This is a genomic window from Saccharothrix sp. AJ9571 (assembly GCF_021725495.1).
Classification (GTDB): Bacteria; Actinomycetota; Actinomycetes; order Mycobacteriales; family Pseudonocardiaceae; genus Amycolatopsis; species Amycolatopsis magusensis.
Genome location: NZ_CP091382.1, coordinates 4922347 through 4939506, shown reverse-complemented (window position 1 = coordinate 4939506; position 17160 = coordinate 4922347). Strand labels below are relative to the sequence as shown.

Below are 17160 nucleotides of genomic sequence, written 5' to 3'. Positions count from 1 at the left end.
CCGGGGCCCGCGGGCCTGAACACACGACAGGGCCTGAACACCGCGGGGCGGCCGAGGCGGTAGCGTGACCGGCTGTGGCCGTGACCGATCCCGTGGATGCCCGCCTGCTCGCCGCGCTGGCCGAGGTGGGCAAGACGGCCGTGCACGAACTGGCCGCGAAGGTCGGCATGGACCCGCGCGAGGTGGCCTACCGGCTGGTGGCGCTGTCGGGCAGCGGACTGCCGTTGCTCGTCGGCGTGGAGAGCGATCCGAACGGGCTGCGTGCCGCGCTGGTCGGCGGTGCCGGGCCGCGACCACCCGCCGCCCAGCCGCAACCGCAGCAGGCGCCGCAGAACGTCGCCGGCACCCCGTCCGGCCGGTACAACGTGCACGCCCCGCCCCCGCAGCGGCCCGGTGTGCAGGGTCTGCCGAGCGGCGCGTATGCCGTGCAGGGCACGCCGTCCGGCCGCTACCAGCCACCGCCCGCCCCGCCACGGCCGCAGCAGCAGCCCCCGGCGCCCCATCAGCAGCAGTTCCACCGGCCGCCGATGCCACCCCCGCCCGCCGACCCGGTGATGAGCACCTGGGGTCCGCCGCAGAGCGCGTCGTGGGCCCGTGGCGACCAGCCGCCGTCCACCGGGCTGCCCGCGGGCAAGCGCACCGGCAAGGCGGGCGAGGTGCTGGAAACGCAGGGTCTCGAAGGCGAACGCCTCGCGCTGCAACTGCTGGAGGTGCAGGATCCGGCGGACTTCCTGTTCGGCGCGGCCGGTTACAGCCTGGAGCCGGGTGAGCGCGCGGTGGTGGTGCACACCGAGATCACCAACCGCGGCCAGACCCCGTTCGCCTCGCTGCCGGACAACTACCTGGAGCTGATCGCCGCCGACGGCAAGGCCATCGGCAAGGCGCCGGTCTCGCTGTCCTCCCGGCCACCGCACCGGATCGGCGTGCAGCCCGGCGAAACCGCGGGCGGGCACACCGTCTACGTACTACCGGAGGCCACGCGGGTGGTCTCGGTGCGCTGGAACGCCCGGCCGGAAGTGGACGAACGTTCGCTCACCTGGTCCATCGAGGACTGACACGGCTCAAAGATTCCCTAGGACTCCGCGCGCAGCTTCTCCAGCGCGTCGGCCAGATCGGCCGGGTACTCCGCTTCGAACTCCACCCAGCGGCCGTCCGCGGGGTGCGCGAACCCGAGCGTCCGCGCGTGCAGCCACTGCCTGGTCAGGCCCAGCCGCTTGGCCAGCACCGGGTCGGCGCCGTAGGTCAGGTCGCCGACGCACGGGTGGCGCAGTGCCGCGAAGTGCACCCTGATCTGGTGCGTGCGCCCGGTTTCCAGCTTGATGTGCGCGAACGAAGCCGCCCGGAACGCCTCGACCACCTCGTAGTGCGTCACGCTCGGCCTGCCACCGGCGACCACGGCGAACTTGTAGTCGTGCCGGGGGTGCCGGTCGATCGGCGCGTCGATGGTGCCCTTGGTCGGATCCGGGTGGCCCTGCACCAGCGCGTGGTAGCCCTTGTCCACGGTGCGTTCCTTGAACGCCCGCTTGAGCACGGTGTAGGCGTGCTCGCTCTTGGCCACCACCATCACCCCGGTGGTGCCCGCGTCGAGCCGGTGCACCACGCCCTGGCGCTCGGCGGCACCGGAGGTGGAGATGCGCAGCCCGGCGGCGGCGAGCCCGCCGACCACGGTCGGGCCGGTCCAGCCGGGGCTCGGGTGCACGGCCACGCCGACCGGCTTCGAGATCACCACGATGTCGTCGTCGTCGTGCACGATCCGCATGCCATCGACCGGCTCCGCGACCACCTCGACGGTCCGCGGCTCCGGGAGGGTGACCTCCAGCAGGCCGCCCGCGGTGAGCCGGTCGGACTTGCCCACCGGGTACCCGTCGAGCAGCACGTCCCCGGCCGCGGCCAGGTCGGCGACCGCGGTGCGGGAGAGCCCGAGCAGCTTGGCCAGCCCGGCGTCGACCCGCATCCCGTCCAGGCCGTCGGGGACCGGCAGCATCCGCCCGCTCACGATTTCTTGGCCTTCTTCTCGATCGTCTTGCCGTCGTAGTCCTTGCCCAGCAGCGAGAGCAGGATGATCAGGCCGCAGCCGACGAACAGCGACGAGTCGGCCACGTTGAAGACCGGCCACACGTCGCCGTCGGGCGCGAACACCGAGACGAAGTCGACCACGTGCCCCTGGAGCACACCCGGCGCGCGGAAGAACCGGTCGGTCAGGTTGCCCAGCGCGCCGGCCAGGATCAGCCCGAGGCCGACGGCCCAGCCGGGCGAGCGCAGCCGCTTGGCGAACCAGATCAGCGCGATCACCACCGCGCAGGCGAGAAGCGCCAGCAGCCAGGTCATGCCCGACGCCATGCCGAAGGCGGCCCCGGAGTTGCGGATCAGCTGGAGGTAGACCGCGCCGCCGAGGACGCGCACCGGCTCGGCGAACTCCAGTTCGGCCACCGCGATCGCCTTGGTCACCTGGTCGGCGGCGAGCACCACCACCGCGATCACCGCGAGCAACGCCACCCGCCGCTTCGGCTGGGGTGCCTCGGGCGCGGCGGGCACTTCGGTGCCCTCGCTCGGCTCGGCTTCAGACGGTGTCGGCTGGTCGCTCACCACGCCATTGTCCACGGCGGGTGACCAGTGCGGCGATCGCCCCAGCCAGCAGGACCGACGCCGGGAGCAGGCCGGGCGGGATGGGCACCAGGTCGATCGAGGCGACCACGGTCAGCACGGTGACCGCGGCGAGCAGCACGCTGCGCTCCAGCCAGGCGAGGACCAGCAGGCCGGCGGCGAAAACCAGGAGGTCGTCCAAGCCGGGCAGGGCCATCGCCACGAGCATGCTCGCCACCAGCCCGAGCACCACCCCGCCGACCCAGCCCGCGACCCGGCGGCCGCGGCCGGTGCCGAAGTACGCCCAGGCCACCCCGCACAGCCCGAGCGCGCCCAGCGGGAGCACGAAGGCGTTGACGAAGCCGGACTCGTCGATCAGGCTCCAGCTCGCCGCGCCGAAGGACGACAGCAGGAGGATCGCCGCGCTCCCGCCCACCACGAGCAGCGCGATCCGCCACGGCGACGGCCGGTTCCCGGCGCGGAAGAGGTACCACGCCACGGTCAGCAGGAAGGCCGCGAGCGCGCCGACCGGCCACCAGCCGAACGCGGCGAACGGCTGCGGGATCCGCAGGGCGACCGCGCTGTCCGCGGGGGCGTAGGCGTAGAGGTTCGTGACGGCCTGGTCGATGCCGTCCTCCGCGATCGGGGCGTAGGCGAACCAGCTGACGTCCGGCTCCGGCACGAAGAGCCCGGCGAGCAGCATCGCCCCGATCAGCACCAGCGGGACCCAGTAGTCCCGCCGTCCCGCCGAGATCGGTTCGCGCATGCGGTCGCCTCCCAGTCAGTCCAGCCGGGCGCCGATCTCCCGCACCACCGAAACGAGCAGCTCGATGTCGGTCTCGCCGGTCCGCCAGTTGACGATCGCCGGCCGCAGCGCGGTCCGCCCCCGGTACACGGTCGTGCCAGCGTAGACCCGGCCGTCTTCGAGCAGTTCCGCCCCCAGACGGCGGTTCAGCTCGTCCAGCCGGTCGTCGTCGAGCCCGTCGCGGCGGTAGCGGAAACACACCACGTTCAACCCCGGCGGCGCGAGCGGTTCCAGGTCCGGTGCCTCGTCGACCAGCTTGCCGAGCAGCAGCGCGAGGTCGTGGTGGCGCTCGATCATGGCGCGGTGGCCCTCACGGCCGTACGCCCGCAGCGTCGCCCAGATCGGCAGCGACCTGGCGCGGCGGGACGACTCCGGCCCGAGGGAGTTGTAGTTGATCCTGGCTTCGTCGCCGACCGGCAGGTAGGCCGCGTCGGGCATGGCGAACGCCTGCGCCATGCGCCGGGGTTCGCGGACGAAGGCGAACCCGCTCTCGTACGGGACGTTGAGCCACTTGTGCCCGTCGGCGGCGACCGAATCCGCCCGCTCCACCCCGCGGACGAGGTGCGCGGTGCGGGGTGAAAGCGCCGCGAACAAGCCGAACGCGCCGTCGACGTGCAGCCACGCGCCGTACTTCTCGGCCAGGTCCGCGAAGTCGGCGACGGGATCGAAGTCGCCCGCGTTCACCTCACCCGCGTTCGCGATGAGCACCGCGGGACCGCCGACCGCGGCGAGGTCGGCCTCCATCGCGGCCAGGTCGACCCGGCCGGCGTCGTCCCGGCTGAACACGCGCACGGTGTCGCGCCCGCACCCGAGGATCTGCAACGCCTTGCGGCTGCTGGGGTGCACGTAACCGCTGGAGAACACCGGCAGGCGTGGCAGGCCGGTCAGCCCGTCGGCGCTGACGTCCACGCCGTGCTGCTCCGCCCACCAGTGGCGGGCGGCGGCGAGGCCGGTCAGGTTGGCCAGCGTCGCGCTCGGCGTCAGCACACCGCCGTAGGAGGCGGGCAGGCCGAACAAGTCCTTCAGCCACCCCAGCACGACGGTTTCCACCCGCGCCGCGAACGGCGAACTCGGCCAGAGCCCGGCCACCTGGTCGAGCAGGCTGGTCACCCAGTCCCCGGCCTGCGCGGCGGGGGTCGAGCCGCCGACGACGAAGTGGAAGAATCGCGGCCCCGAGGAATGGGTCGCCGCCCCGGTGCCGACGCGCAACAACTCGCGGACGCTCGCCAGTGTGCCGTCGCCCTGCTCCGGCAACGGTCCGTCCAGCGCGTCCAGCAGCGGCGCCGCCGCCGGATCCTGCACCAGCCGATCACTCAGCGAGGCCAGGTACGGCCCGGCGGCGTCGGCCACCAGCCGCAGCGCTTCGGCGGCCGACTCACGTTCCTCCAGCGGATCGCTCATCTCCGCAGAAGATCACGCCCGCCGCCACCCCGTCCAGCCTCAGTCGAGGAAGTCCGGCAGCGGACGCGGGTCCGGCGTCGGCGCCCAGCGGCCGTCGAGCTTGGCGTAGTCCCAGCGCGCTCCCCTGGCGACGATCTGACGCAGGGCCAGCAGCAGCCGGTCGACGTGCTCCTCGGTGCTGCCGAGGCCGAGGCTGACCCGTACCGCCTGCTGTCCCTCGCCACCGGCTTCGCGGATCAGGCGGCGGGTGGCGATGTGCGCGCAGAACGCGCCGTCGCGCACGCCGATCCCGTACTCGGCCGAGAGGACCGCGGCCAGCCAGCCGGGCTCGAAGCCGTCGATCACAAAGCTGAGGGTGCCGACCCGGTCGACGTCGGCGTCGAAGAGACGCAGTTCCGCGAACCCCGGCACCGACGCGAGCCCGCGCTGCAACCGCCGGAGCAACGCGTCCTCGTGCTGACGGACGGCGTCCCAGTTTTCCGCGAGCGTCTCGCAGGCGACGCCGAGCGCGTAGACGCCGACCGTGTTCGGCGAACCGGCTTCGTGGCGTTCCGGCCCGGAGTTCCACACCACGCCGAACTCGTTCCCCTGCCGCTGCACCACTTTGGTGGCGCCACCGCCGGCGAGGTACGGCTGCCCGGCGCGCAGCCAGTCGGCGCGGCCGATCAACGCGCCAGCCCCGAACGGCGCGTACAGCTTGTGCCCGGACAGCGCCACGTAGTCCACATCCAGCTCGCGCAAGGAAATCGGCCGGTGCGGCGCCAGCTGTGCCGCGTCCAGCGCGATCCGCGCGCCGTGCTTCCGCGCCACCGCAGCGATTTCCGCGACCGGCAGCAGTTCCCCGGTCACGTTGGACGCGCCGGTGAGCACCACCAGCCGCGGCCCCTGGGCGCACGCGGCCAGTGCACTGTCCACAGCGGACACCGCGGCGAGCCGGGTGCGCGGCGGTTCGATCCGGTGCACGCGAGGGCCGCGCCACGGCAGCAGGGCCGCGTGGTGCTCGGTGTCGAACAGCACCACGGAAGTCTCACGCGGCAGGCACTTCGCCAGCAGGTTGAACGAATCGGTGGTGTTGCGGGTGAAGACCACCGCGTCCGACGAACGGGCACCGACGAAGCGCCGCAGCACCCCACGGGTGCGCTCGTAGATCTTGGTGGACACCTGAGACGCGAACCCGGCTCCGCGGTGCACGCTGGCGTACCAGGGCAGGAACTCGTCCACGGCGGTGCGGACCCGCTGCAGGCAGGGCGCGCTCGCGGCGTGGTCGAGGTTCGCGTACCCGATGCTCGTCCCGGTCACCAGCGGCACGGACAGTTCCGCACCGGCGACGGACGGGACCAAGGCGGTGCGTTCGAAAGCAGAACAGCGCGCAGCTCCGTTGAGGGTGGCGGCGGGCGACGGGTGGGCGATCGTCATGGGAGGCCTCCTCGAGGTCGGGACCTCCGACCGAGGAGATCCGCGCTTGCCCGCCACACCTCGTGACGAGCCAGGTCCTCACCCGGGGCACCCCACCGCGGTTGGAGGGTTGCCGGCCAGCGAGCCGGGGCTTGACGCTGGCACTCATGACCTACGGAAAAAGGTAACCCACTGGGCGGCGCCCGCGCCAGGGCCGCCCAGTGGGTGAGAGGGCGATCACTCCGCTTCGTACCGGAACCGGCCGGGGAGTTCGACCACCTGGCCGTCGGCGACGTGCGTGGCGACCCCGCTGTACTCCCCTTCGCCCTCGTCGAAGCGCCAGCCGCCGAAAACCTTGCCGTCCACGGGTTCCCCGTGCGCGTCGGCGAACTCGCCGTGGACCTGCTCGTAGCTCAAGCCGTCCCACTCGCCGGACTCGAGCGCGTCACGAGCGTTCGTCGGCAGCGTCCACAGGGTGAAGTGCACGTGGGCCCCGGTGCTGGTGCCGCCGCAGGGCAGCGCGTTGCCGCTCTTGCCGAGCGGGGTGCCCACCTCGACGGCCTGCCCGTCCCGGACCGCGATCTCTTCGAGGTGGTAGTAGCCGGTGCGCCAGCCACCCTCGTGGTCGACGGTCACCCAGTCGCCTTCGTCGCAGTGCTGCAACCGCACGGTCCCCGCGAGGGGCGCCCGCACCACCTCGTCGTGCGGGCTGAGGTCGATCGCGTTCTTGACCTCGGCGGCCTTGTTGTCGGCGTGGACACCCGCCGAGGTGACCTCCTGCCCGGAGGCGAACGGCAGGGTGAAGGCCGGGAAGGGACCGGCGGCCGAGGCGGGTGGGGCCAGCAGGGAACCAGCGGTCAGCACCGCGGCGGCGGCCAGGCCGCGCAGGTTGCGGAAGTCAGCCACGCTTCGTACTCCTTGCACTGGCTATCAGCCTTTCGGGCTAATAGAGGCGGGTGAAATGTAGGCCATTTGGCCGCATTCGGAGTACACGAAGCGCAAAAGAGTATGCCGACTGTGACGCAAGTCACATTCTACGTGCCGGATTCGCCCCGCCAGCGGGCCAGCCTGCCCGCCCGGTCGATGGCACGCAGCCGGCGCTCGGCCGTGGTGCGCGCCTCTTCGGTGGTGACCACGAGCAGCTGGTCCAGCTCCTGCAACCGGCTGGTGGCCTGCGGGGTGAACGACTTGCCGTCGCGGACCACCAGGCTCACCGACGCCCCCGAGGGCAGCCGCAGCTCGGAGACGTAGACGCCGTGCATCCGCGACCCGCGCTGGATGCGCACCTGGAGCAGTTCGGCGCCGAGCTCGTCCAGCGGCGCGGCGTCGACCTGGATCTCCTTGGCCTCGGTCGAGTCGGACAACCCGAGCCACCGGCCGAGCGGGGTCAGCGTCGCGCCCTGCAGCAGGGTCAGCACGATGACCAGCACGAACACCGCGTCCACCAGCTTCTGCGCGCCCGGCACGCCCTGGGCGAGCGGGATCATCGCCAGCACGATCGGCACCGCCCCGCGCAATCCGGCCCAGGACAGGAACACCTGTTCTCGCCACGGCAGCCGGAACGGCAGCGCGGAGAGCAGCACCGACGCCGGGCGTGCCAGCAGCAGCACCACGGCACCGGCCACCAGGCCGGGGACCAGGCTCTCCAGCAGCCTGCCCGGCGAGGCGAACAGGCCGAGCAGCACGAACAACCCGATCTGGGCCAGCCAGCCGAGCCCTTCGGCGAAGGACAGCGTGTCGGACCGGTGCGGCAGGCGGGAGTTGCCGAGCACCACCCCGGCGACGTAGGTGGCGAGCAGGCCGGAGGCGTGCGCGAGCTGCCCGCTCGAATAGGCGACCACGCAGACCGCGACGGTGGCCACCGGGTACAGGCCGGTGGCCGGCAGCGCCGCCTTGCGCAGGGCCAGCGCGCCCAGCCAGCCCAGCGCCAGCCCGATCACCAGGCCCGCGCCCAGTTCGTAGAGCACCAGCAGGGGCAGCGTCCAGTCCACAGTGGTTCCGCCGGCCAGCACCACCACGGCGATGTAGGCGGGCGCGTCGTTGATGCCCGACTCCACCTCCAGCGTGCCGACCAGCCGCTTGCCGATGCCCGCCGAGCGCAGCACGGAGAACACCGCGGCGGCGTCGGTCGAGGCGAGCACGGCACCCCAGAGCAGCGCCATCCGCCAGTCCAGGCCGAGCAGCCAGTGCAGTGCCGCGCCGGTGATCGCGACGCTCACCGCAACGCCCACAGTGGACAGTGCGATTCCCGGCCACAACGCGGGTTTGACCGTCTGCCAGCGCGTGGTCAGCCCGCCCTCGGTGAGGATCATCACCAGTGCGGCGAGGCCGAGCGACTGGGTGAGCGTGGCGTCGTCGAACTCCAGGCCGAGCCCGGCTTCGCCGATCAGGACGCCGATTCCCAGGTAGAGCAGCAGCGATGGCAGCCCGAGCCGGATGGAAACCCGCACCGCGAGCACGGAAACGAGCAGGACCGCCGCACCGGCACCGAGAACGAGCGGGAGCTGGTCCATCCGCCGCCTCCCCTCGTCACCTGATCGCGGTCAACAATAGTGAACGCGCGTTCGCCCGGTGACATCGGTGCGGCGCAACAGAAAATGACCGAGCCCGGATTCGTCCGAATGGTTGACACCCGGCAGGTTCCCGGCGCTTTCGGTGAATATCGGCTTCGCGCAGCCAAATCAGCGGGAACCGTTGTCCGCCAACGCTTCCACAAGCGACCGCCACGTCAGGCGCCGCCGAGGAACCGCCCGCTCACCTTCAGCGCCGGTCCCGACGACCCGGCGTTCTCCACCAGCACCGCGAAGGCGAGGTCACCGCGGTACCCGGTGAACCAGCCGTGCGCGCCGCGGCCGTCGCCGAACTGGGCGGTGCCGGTCTTGCCGCGCAACTCGCCGTACCGGGCGAGCTCGCGCGCGGTGCCCTCGGTGACCACCTCGCGCATCATCACCCGCAGCGGCCCGAGCACGCTCGCGTCCGGCGCTTCGTAGCCGGTGATCAGCCCGGTCTCGCCGGTCCGCCACAGCGACGGCGTGAGCGCTTCGCCACTGGCCACCGTCGCCGTCATCAGCGCCACACCGAACGGGCTGGCCAGCACCTCACCCTGCCCGATCCCCGCCTCGACGCGCTGGGCCTGCTCGTCGTACGGCTCCACCTTGCCCGCCTCGGTGGCGATGCCGGGGACGTCGAAGTCGGCGTTCAGGCCGAACCGGTTCGCCGCCCCGGCCAGCGCGCCGGCGGGCAGGTCCGCGGCGAGCCGCGCGAAGGTGGTGTTGCACGAGCGGGCGAAGGCGGTGTGCAGCGGGGACGGCGGGAGCGAGAACCGGTCGTCGTTCGGGATGGTGCGCGTGCCGATCCGCGCTTCACCGGGGCAGTCGAGCACGGTGTCCGGCCCGGTGCCTGCCTCCAGGGCCGCGGCGGCGGTGACGACCTTGAACGTCGACCCCGGCGGGTAGAGCCCGGACACCGCCTTGGGCTGGTCACCGGCGGCCGCGTTCTGCGCCATCGCCAGCACCTGCCCGGTCGAGGGCTGGATCGCCACCAGCATCGCCGGGCCGCCCGCGGAGTCGACCGCCTGCTGTGCCGCCCGCTGCATCCCGCTGCTCAGCGTGGACCCGAGCGGCTCGGCGGCCACCCCCTCCGCGCCGCCGAGCTTCTTCAGCGTGGTGCCCGCAGCGTCGCGGAGTTCGACCGACCAGGCCGCCGGGGCGTTGTCGGCGGCGTGCTTGGCGAGGCGCGAGGTGAGCGGGTCGACCCGCACGCCGTCCGCCGGTTTGGTCCCGTTGCCCTCGCGGACGAACATCGGCTTGCCGTCGCGGTCGGTCAGCACCGGGCTGCCTTCTGCGCCCTTGAACGCGAGCCGCCGGTCCGCGGTGAGCTCGGGGTGGATTTGCGCAGGCGCCCAGTGGACCAGCCACCTGCCGTCCCGTTGCGCGAATTCGATCGCGCTGTCGTAACCCCACTCGCCCGCGCCGAGCTGCCAGTCGAACCGGACCTTCGCCGAGGAACCGCCGGGGTCCTGCTCGCCGAGCTTCGCCGTCAGCCGCTCGGCGTTCAGCCCGGCCCGCACGGCGTCGAGCACCGCGAGCGCGGCGGCCGGGTCGTCGGTCAGGTTCGCGGCCGCGCGCTGGTCCCCGCCGGACAGCGCGGCGAGGTACCGCGTGCCGATTTCCCGAGGTCCCTCCACGATCGGAGCAGTGGCGGACGCGGGTGCCGGCTCATCGCCCCGGGACAGGAACACCACGGCGGCCGCCACGATGCCGACCACGGCCACCGAAGCGACCACCAGAACCCAGCGTTTGGCAGCAGGCGTCAACGCACTTCTCCCCAGCTCGCGGCGCGATCGCGCCCATCGAGCATAGGTGCCGGGAACGACCGTTCGGCTCGTTAGCCCGAATGGCCGCTTGTCCAGACCACTGGGAACGCGGTGTCATGGACGCAGTCGATTTGTTGTGATCAACAACATACGAGCTGTCACGCTCGGCCCGTGAGTGGCGGTGGCCTCCGGTCCCCGCCAAATCCCCACCGCCACTCACGGGCCCCCTCTCAGCTCTTGCGCACCGCCACGGTCACCTTGACCCCGTCGCCGACGGTCCCGGTGGAGCCGTCGGGCACATCGCCGTAGGCCACCGCCACCGCCAGGGTCTCCCCCGCGACGAACTCCTCGTGCGCCCGCACCGCCTCGGTCACCTCGGCGGGTGCGTCGACGGTCAGCTCGATGCGGTCGGCCACCTCGAGCCCGGTGTCCCGGCGCGCCTGCTGCACCACGCGCACCAGGTCACGCGCGAGGCCTTCGGCCGCCAGTTCCGGCGTCACCGCGGTGTCCAGCAGCACCAGCCCGGACCCGGCGGGCAGCTCGGCCGCCGCGCCGGGGTCCTTGGCCACCAGCTTGCGGTCGTACTCGGTGTCCAGCAGCTCGATCCCGGCCGCGACCAGCGCGCCGGTGTCCGAAGTGGACCACTCGCCCGCCTTGACCGCCTTGATCACCCGCTGCACGTCCTTGCCCAGCCGCGGCCCGGCGGCCCGCGCGTTCACCGCCACCTCGAACCCGCCGTGCGCGGCCACGTCCCCGGTCAGCTCGACCGACTTGACGTTGACCTCGTCGCGGATGATGTCGGTGAACGGGCGCAGCGCCTCCACGTCCTCGGCGGCCACCAGCAGCTTCGCCAGCGGCAGCCGCACGCGCAGCTTGTTCGCCTTGCGCAGGGACAGCGCCGACGAGCACACCTGCCGCACCCGGTCCATCGCGGTGACCAGCGCGGCGTCCGCGGGCAGCTCGGTGGTGCCCGGCCAGTCGGCCAGGTGCACCGAGCGGCCACCGGTCAGCCCGCGCCACACCGCCTCCGTGGTCAGCGGCAGCAGCGGCGCCAGCACCCGGCAGGTCACCTCCAGCACGGTGTGCAGGGTGTCCACCGCGTCCTGCTCGCCTGCCCAGAACCGGTCGCGCGAGCGGCGCACGTACCAGTTGGTCAGCACCTCGAGGAACTCGCGCGTGGTGGCGCAGGCACCGGCGATGTCGCTGACCTCGAGCGCCGCCTCCACGTCGGTCACCAGCTCGTGCGTCTTGGCCAGCACGTACCGGTCGAGCACGTGCTTCGAGTCGGTGCGCCACCGGCCCCCGGTGCCCTCGGCGTTGGCGTAGAGCGCCAGGAAGTAGTACGAGTTCCACAGCGGGAGCACCGCCTGGCGCACCGCGTCGCGGATGCCCTTGTCCGTCACGACCAGGTTGCCGCCGCGCAGGATCGGGCTGGCCATCAGGTACCAGCGCATCGCGTCGGAGCCGTCCCGGTCGAACACCTCGTTGACGTCCGGGTAGTTCCGCAGCGACTTCGACATCTTCTGCCCGTCCGAGCCCAGCACGATGCCGTGCGAGACGCAGGTGCGGAAGGCCGGCCGGTCGAACAACGCGGTGGCCAGCACGTGCAGCAGGTAGAACCACCCGCGCGTCTGGCCCATGTACTCGACGATGAAGTCGCTCGGGTAGTGGTGCTCGAACCACTCGGCGTTCTCGAACGGGTAGTGCACCTGGGCGTACGGCATCGAGCCCGAGTCGAACCACACGTCGAGCACGTCGGCCACCCGGCGCATGGTGGACTTGCCGGTCGGGTCGTCCGGGTTCGGCCGGGTCAGCTCGTCGATGTAGGGCCGGTGCAGGTTGTCCAGCCGCACGCCGAAGTCGCGCTCCAGCTCGTCGAGCGAGCCGTAGACGTCGGTGCGCGGGTAGCCGGGGTCGTCCGACTGCCACACCGGGATCGGCGTGCCCCAGTACCGGTTGCGCGAGATCGACCAGTCGCGCGCGTTCTCCAGCCACTTGCCGAACTGGCCGTCCTTGACGTGCTCCGGGTACCAGGTGATCTGCTGGTTCAGCTCGACCATCCGGTCCTTGAACTCGGTCACCGCGACGAACCACGACGAGACCGCGCGGTAGATCAGCGGGTTCCGGCAGCGCCAGCAGTGCGGGTACGGGTGCTCGTAGGTCTCGTGGCGCAGCAGCACCGCGCCCTGGCGCCCGGCCGAACCGGTGCCGTTCTTGAGGTCCTTGATGATGTTCGGGTTGGCGTCGAACACCTGCTGGCCGTCGTAGTCGGAGACCTCGGCGGTGAACCGGCCCTTCGAGTCCACCGGGGTGACCGGGGTGATCCCGGCCGCGTCGGTGACCACCTTGTCCTCTTCACCGTAGGCGGGCGCGATGTGCACCACGCCGGTGCCGTCCTCGGTGGTCACGTAGTCGGCGGCGAGCACGCGGTGGGCGTTCTCCTGGCCGACGAAGTACGGGAAGGGCGGCGCGTACCGGGTGCCGAGCAGCTCGGCACCGGTGAACCGCGCCAGCACCTCCGGCGCCTCGCCGAGCTCCTTGGCGTAGGCGCCGACACGGGCCTCGGCGAGCACGAAGCGCTGGTCGCCGGAGGAAACGAGCACGTAGGCGACCTCGGGGTGCACCGCGGTGGCCAGGTTCGACGGCAGCGTCCACGGCGTGGTGGTCCAGATCAGCAGGTACGCGCCGTCCAGGTCGGTGCCGTTGCCCTCGAGCCGGAAGCCGACGGTGACCGCCGGGTCCTGGCGGCTGGCGTAGACGTCGTCGTCCATCCGCAGCTCGTGGTTGGACAGCGGGGTCTCGTCGCGCCAGCAGTAGGGCAGCACGCGGTAGCCCTCGTAGACCAGGCCCTTGTCCCACAGCTGCTTGAACGCCCAGATCACCGACTCCATGTAGGTGACGTCGAGCGTCTTGTAGTCGTTGTCGAAGTCGACCCAGCGCGCCTGGCGGGTGACGTAGTCGCGCCACTCGCCGGTGTAGCGCAGCACCGACTCGCGGCACGCGTCGTTGAACGCGGCCACGCCCATCTCGTCGATCTGCGACTTGTCGGTGATGCCGAGCTGCCGCTCGGCCTCGAGCTCGGCGGGCAGGCCGTGGGTGTCCCAGCCGAAGCGGCGCTCCACGTGCTTGCCGCGCATGGTCTGGAAGCGCGGCACGATGTCCTTGACGTACCCGGTCAGCAGGTGCCCGTAGTGCGGCAGGCCGTTGGCGAAGGGCGGGCCGTCGTAGAAGACGTACTCGTTGGCGCCGTTCTTGCCGGGGTCGCGGGCGTCCACGGTCGCCTGGAAGGTCCGGTCGGCCTCCCAGTAGGCCAGCACGTCCTTCTCCAGCGCCGGGAAGGACGGCTGGGACGGCACCTGACCGGTCGGTTCACCAGCCTCGGCCTTGGGGTACATCGAGCGCTCCTCGCGGTGTCAGTGGTCCCGTAGTACGGGGACGAAGCCCGGCCGGTTTCGGCCGCGTTCCGCGGTACCACCCCGCTTGCCCGCGCGCGAAGCACGGGCCGCTCGTTCGACGGCTGTCACGGGCCGCACCCGTCCGGTTCTACTGGGACCCGCGAGCCCGTTCTTCCGGAAGCTCCCCGGTGATGGCCGGATCAACGCCTGTGTTCTTCCAGGTTAACCCGGCCACGCAACCCGATTCCGAGGAGGTCACCTCCGCCGAACCACGCTCCCCTGCTATCGGCGCACACCCGAGTGTCGAACTCAGCTGCACGAACGCAGAACTCGCCTACCCCAATGTGGAACTCAGCTGCCTGAGTGCAGAACTCACCCGCCAGCCCGCCCCCACGAACCCCACACTCACGCACCCGAACCCCACACTCACGCACGCGAAATCCACGTTCAGGCACGCGAGATCCACCTTCAGGCACCCGAGTTCGACGTTCGGGTGGGCCGGGGCGCGGTGGTCAGGGGGTTTTGGTGGTCTCGCGGTGGGTGGCGGCCAGGTGGGTGTCGGGGGTGCAGCGGGAGCAGGGGGTGAAACCCAGGTCCCTGGCTTCGGCGACGGCGATGGGGATGGTTTCCCGGTCGGTCAGCCAGGCGCACTCGGCGAGGTGGTAGCGCGGGTATTCGTCGACGACCAGGACTTCGACGTCCAGTTCGGCGACGATCAACAGGTCGGCGGCGTCCGTGTCCTCTTCGCCCGGGTCGCCCGGGTCGCCCGAATCGGCGACAGCGGCGGGAGCGGGCTCTTCCGGCTGCTCGTCGTCGGCGGCGGGCAGGACGGCGGTCGGCTCCGTCGCCGCGGGCTCGGTGACGGGCTCGGCAGCAGGCTTTTCAGCGGGCTCGTCCAGCGGAAGCTCGCCGGCGACCTCACCCTCGACCGTGTCGGGGTTCAGTTCGGCTTTCAGCTTCTCGTCGTCTTCGGCTTCGTCCTCGGCCGCGACAGTGGGTTTCCCGGCGGCAGCCGCCGCTCGTTTCCGGCGTCGCAGCCATTCGGCCAGCATGACCAGCCCCGCCAGCACGGACACGCCCACCGAGACCCAGGCCCACAGGGTGTTCGCGGTGATCAGACCCGCGACAACCAGACCCGCAGCTACCAGCACCAGCACCAGGACGACGTAGAGCACGGTGAATTACAACACGGACGACATGCCGAAACGGCCCCGACCCTCCCGGCAGGAAGGTCGGAGCCGTCGGTTCACTCGAACGTGTAGCTCAGCCCGCTTCGGCGCGTGGGCCGAACGAGTAGCCCTGTCCGCTGCTGGAACCGCTGGCGGACTGGTTCGCACCCGGCGAGGCCGGAGCGGCCGAGCCGCGGTCGTCCAGCTCACGCAGCTGCGACTCGAGGAACCCACGCAGCCTCGTGCGGTACTCCCGCTCGATGGTCCGCAGCTCTTCGATCCGCTTGTTCAGCGTGTTCTTCTCGGAGTTCAGGCTGTTCATCGTCTCGGTGTACTTGCGCTGCGACTCGCGTTCGACCGTGGTCGCCTTGTCGCGCGCCTGCCGCTCCAGGGTCTCCGCCCTGGTGCGAGCGTCGTTCAGCATGGTCTCGGCACGCGTGCGCGCCTCGTTGACCATCGAGTCCGACTTCGCCCGCGCGTCCGAGAGCAGCTGCTCCGACTTGGTCCTGGCCTCGGCCAGCATGCCGTCGGATTCGGTCTTGGCCTCGGCCGTGAGCCGGTCGGCCATTTCCTGCGCCAGGCCCAGCACCTTCGCGGCCTGCACGTTGGGTTCCCCGTTGTCGGGGCCCATGCCGTGCGCCTGGGTCTGCTCCATCGCGCTGGGCGGCGGTACGGGTGCCAGCCGCCGGGGTTCCTCGCGTACCGGCGCGGGCGGTGGCACGTTGCCCACCGGTCCGGCGGACCGCGCGGTCTCCAACTCGCCACGGGTCGATTCCAGCTCTGCATCGAGTTGCTCGACCTGCTGGCGCAGCTCGTTATTGTCCTCGATGAGCCGGGCGAGTTCGGTCTCCACCAGGTCGAGGAACGCGTCCACCTCGTCCTCGTTGTAGCCCCGTTTGCCTATGGGCGGCTTGCTGAACGCGACGTTGTGCACGTCAGCGGGGGTCAACGACATCAGATCACCTCACGCACTCCATGGCCTGCAGGTCACCAGGGTCCCCGATCACCCTGGATACGCCAGTTGCATCAGTATGAACACAACCAACAGCAGCACCATAATCGATAAGTCCAGTCCGACGCCGCCAATCCGCACCATCGGGATGATCCGCCGGACCAATCGGACCGGCGGGTCCGTAACTGTGTAGATGGTCTCCAGCGTCACCGCAACCCCTCCGGCGGGGCGCCACTCGCGCGCGAAGGCGCGCACGAGTTCGACCACGACTCGTGCTGTAAGCAGGAGCCAAAACGCGAACAGCACGTAGTAGAGGACGATCCAGACCGCTTGCACGTCTCCACTCTGCCACACCCGTGCCCCGGCGCGCGGGCAGCGGGCTGACCTGGGCCGGATCGGCGTGGCGCACAACACCGTACAACACCGGGGAACGCGGACCAGGGGTACCGGCCACCCGGCCGATACCCCTGGTCCCGAAGCGCTTTCAGTTGCGGAGGAAGAGCCCGCCTTCGGCGATCCGGCGGCGGTCCTCGGCGGTCACGTCCACATCGGGCGGTGAGAGCAAGAACACCTTGTTGGTGACCTTGTCCATCGACCCGCGCAGGGCGAACGCCAGCCCGGCCGAGAAGTCCACCAGCCGCTTGGCGTCGGCGTTGTCCATCTCGGTCAGGTTGATGATCACCGGGATGCCGTCGCGGTAATGCTCCCCGATCGCCCTGGCCTCGGCGTAGCTGGTCGGGTGCAGCGTGGTGATCCGGCTCAGCGGATCACGGCTGGGCACCCGCGACTGCTCCGGCACCGGCCGCAGCCGGGCCACCGGATCGGGCCGGTCGACCGCGAGCGCGCCCTGCACCGCCGGGGTGGCGGCGGGCACGCGGCTCCGCGGGCGTGGTTCGTCTTCGAACTCGTCCATCGCGCGGTAACGCCCCCTCGACCGGGTGCGCACAGGCGGCGCGGCCGGCTCCTCGTAGGCTTCGTACTCGTCGCCGTCGTCGGCGTAGTCGTAGTCGCGGTCACGGGCGTCTCGAGCGTCACGGGAGCCTTCACGCCGGTAGTCGCCGTCGTAGCTGTCGTACCCGTCGTAGCCGTCGCTGTCGGCCGGGACCATGCCGAAGTACGCCTTCAGCTTCTGCAGCGCGCTCATG

14 protein-coding genes and 1 riboswitch are annotated in these 17160 nt (G+C 71.3%); of the genes, 1 reads left to right on the top strand and 13 read right to left on the bottom strand.

The window, feature by feature from the left end; genetic code table 11:
- Positions 1-74 precede the first annotated feature (74 nt).
- Positions 75-1055 (top strand): Lrp/AsnC family transcriptional regulator, encoded by a 981-nt coding sequence (locus L3Q67_RS22765; protein WP_499191382.1) that lies wholly within the window; start codon positions 75-77, stop codon positions 1053-1055.
- A gap of 17 nt (positions 1056-1072) precedes the next feature.
- Here L3Q67_RS22765 and L3Q67_RS22760 read toward each other — a convergent pair whose 3' ends face one another.
- The 13 genes from L3Q67_RS22760 to L3Q67_RS22700 all read right to left on the bottom strand — a co-directional run bounded on the left by L3Q67_RS22760 (position 1073) and on the right by L3Q67_RS22700 (position 17159).
- Entirely contained in the window at positions 1073-1996 is a 924-nt protein-coding gene (locus L3Q67_RS22760; RefSeq protein WP_499191381.1) for an RluA family pseudouridine synthase, read from the bottom strand.
- Positions 1993-2586 (bottom strand): signal peptidase II, encoded by a 594-nt coding sequence (lspA, locus tag L3Q67_RS22755; protein ID WP_499191380.1) that lies wholly within the window; start codon positions 2584-2586, stop codon positions 1993-1995. Before lspA ends, L3Q67_RS22760 begins: the two co-directional genes overlap by 4 nt.
- The gene (locus L3Q67_RS22750) at positions 2561-3349 is read right to left on the bottom strand and encodes a hypothetical protein (RefSeq protein WP_499191379.1); all 789 of its coding nucleotides are present in this window, start codon (positions 3347-3349) and stop codon (positions 2561-2563) included. The genes lspA and L3Q67_RS22750 overlap by 26 nt, the downstream gene beginning before the upstream one ends.
- Before the next feature lie 15 nt (positions 3350-3364).
- Positions 3365-4789 (bottom strand): pyridoxal phosphate-dependent decarboxylase family protein, encoded by a 1425-nt coding sequence (locus tag L3Q67_RS22745; RefSeq protein WP_499191378.1) that lies wholly within the window; start codon positions 4787-4789, stop codon positions 3365-3367.
- 39 nt (positions 4790-4828) lie between these two features.
- A complete protein-coding gene (locus L3Q67_RS22740) occupies positions 4829-6205 on the bottom strand; it encodes an aminotransferase class V-fold PLP-dependent enzyme (RefSeq protein WP_499191377.1) in 1377 nt (458 codons plus the stop codon).
- A 37-nt stretch (positions 6206-6242) separates the two neighbouring features.
- Positions 6243-6357, bottom strand: a riboswitch (SAM riboswitch).
- Positions 6358-6421: 64 nt separating this feature from the next.
- Positions 6422-7090: a M23 family metallopeptidase gene (locus tag L3Q67_RS22735; protein ID WP_499191376.1), complete on the bottom strand. Its 669-nt coding sequence runs from the start codon at positions 7088-7090 to the stop codon at positions 6422-6424.
- Positions 7091-7218: 128 nt separating this feature from the next.
- Entirely contained in the window at positions 7219-8697 is a 1479-nt protein-coding gene (locus L3Q67_RS22730; protein ID WP_499191375.1) for a potassium/proton antiporter, read from the bottom strand.
- Positions 8698-8912: 215 nt separating this feature from the next.
- Positions 8913-10499, bottom strand: coding sequence for a penicillin-binding protein (locus L3Q67_RS22725; protein WP_499191374.1), 1587 nt, complete (start codon positions 10497-10499; stop codon positions 8913-8915).
- A gap of 230 nt (positions 10500-10729) precedes the next feature.
- The gene (gene ileS, locus L3Q67_RS22720; protein ID WP_499191373.1) at positions 10730-13894 is read right to left on the bottom strand and encodes an isoleucine--tRNA ligase; all 3165 of its coding nucleotides are present in this window, start codon (positions 13892-13894) and stop codon (positions 10730-10732) included.
- A gap of 512 nt (positions 13895-14406) precedes the next feature.
- The gene (locus L3Q67_RS22715) at positions 14407-15069 is read right to left on the bottom strand and encodes a hypothetical protein (RefSeq protein ID WP_499191372.1); all 663 of its coding nucleotides are present in this window, start codon (positions 15067-15069) and stop codon (positions 14407-14409) included.
- Positions 15070-15157: 88 nt separating this feature from the next.
- Positions 15158-16018 carry a DivIVA domain-containing protein gene (gene wag31, locus L3Q67_RS22710; RefSeq protein WP_499191371.1) on the bottom strand — a complete coding sequence of 287 codons (861 nt, stop codon included), beginning with the start codon at positions 16016-16018 and terminating at the stop codon, positions 15158-15160.
- A gap of 48 nt (positions 16019-16066) precedes the next feature.
- A complete protein-coding gene (locus L3Q67_RS22705) occupies positions 16067-16351 on the bottom strand; it encodes a YggT family protein (RefSeq protein ID WP_113693163.1) in 285 nt (94 codons plus the stop codon).
- Positions 16352-16499: 148 nt separating this feature from the next.
- A complete protein-coding gene (locus L3Q67_RS22700; protein ID WP_499191370.1) occupies positions 16500-17159 on the bottom strand; it encodes a cell division protein SepF in 660 nt (219 codons plus the stop codon).
- Position 17160: the final 1 nt, after the last annotated feature.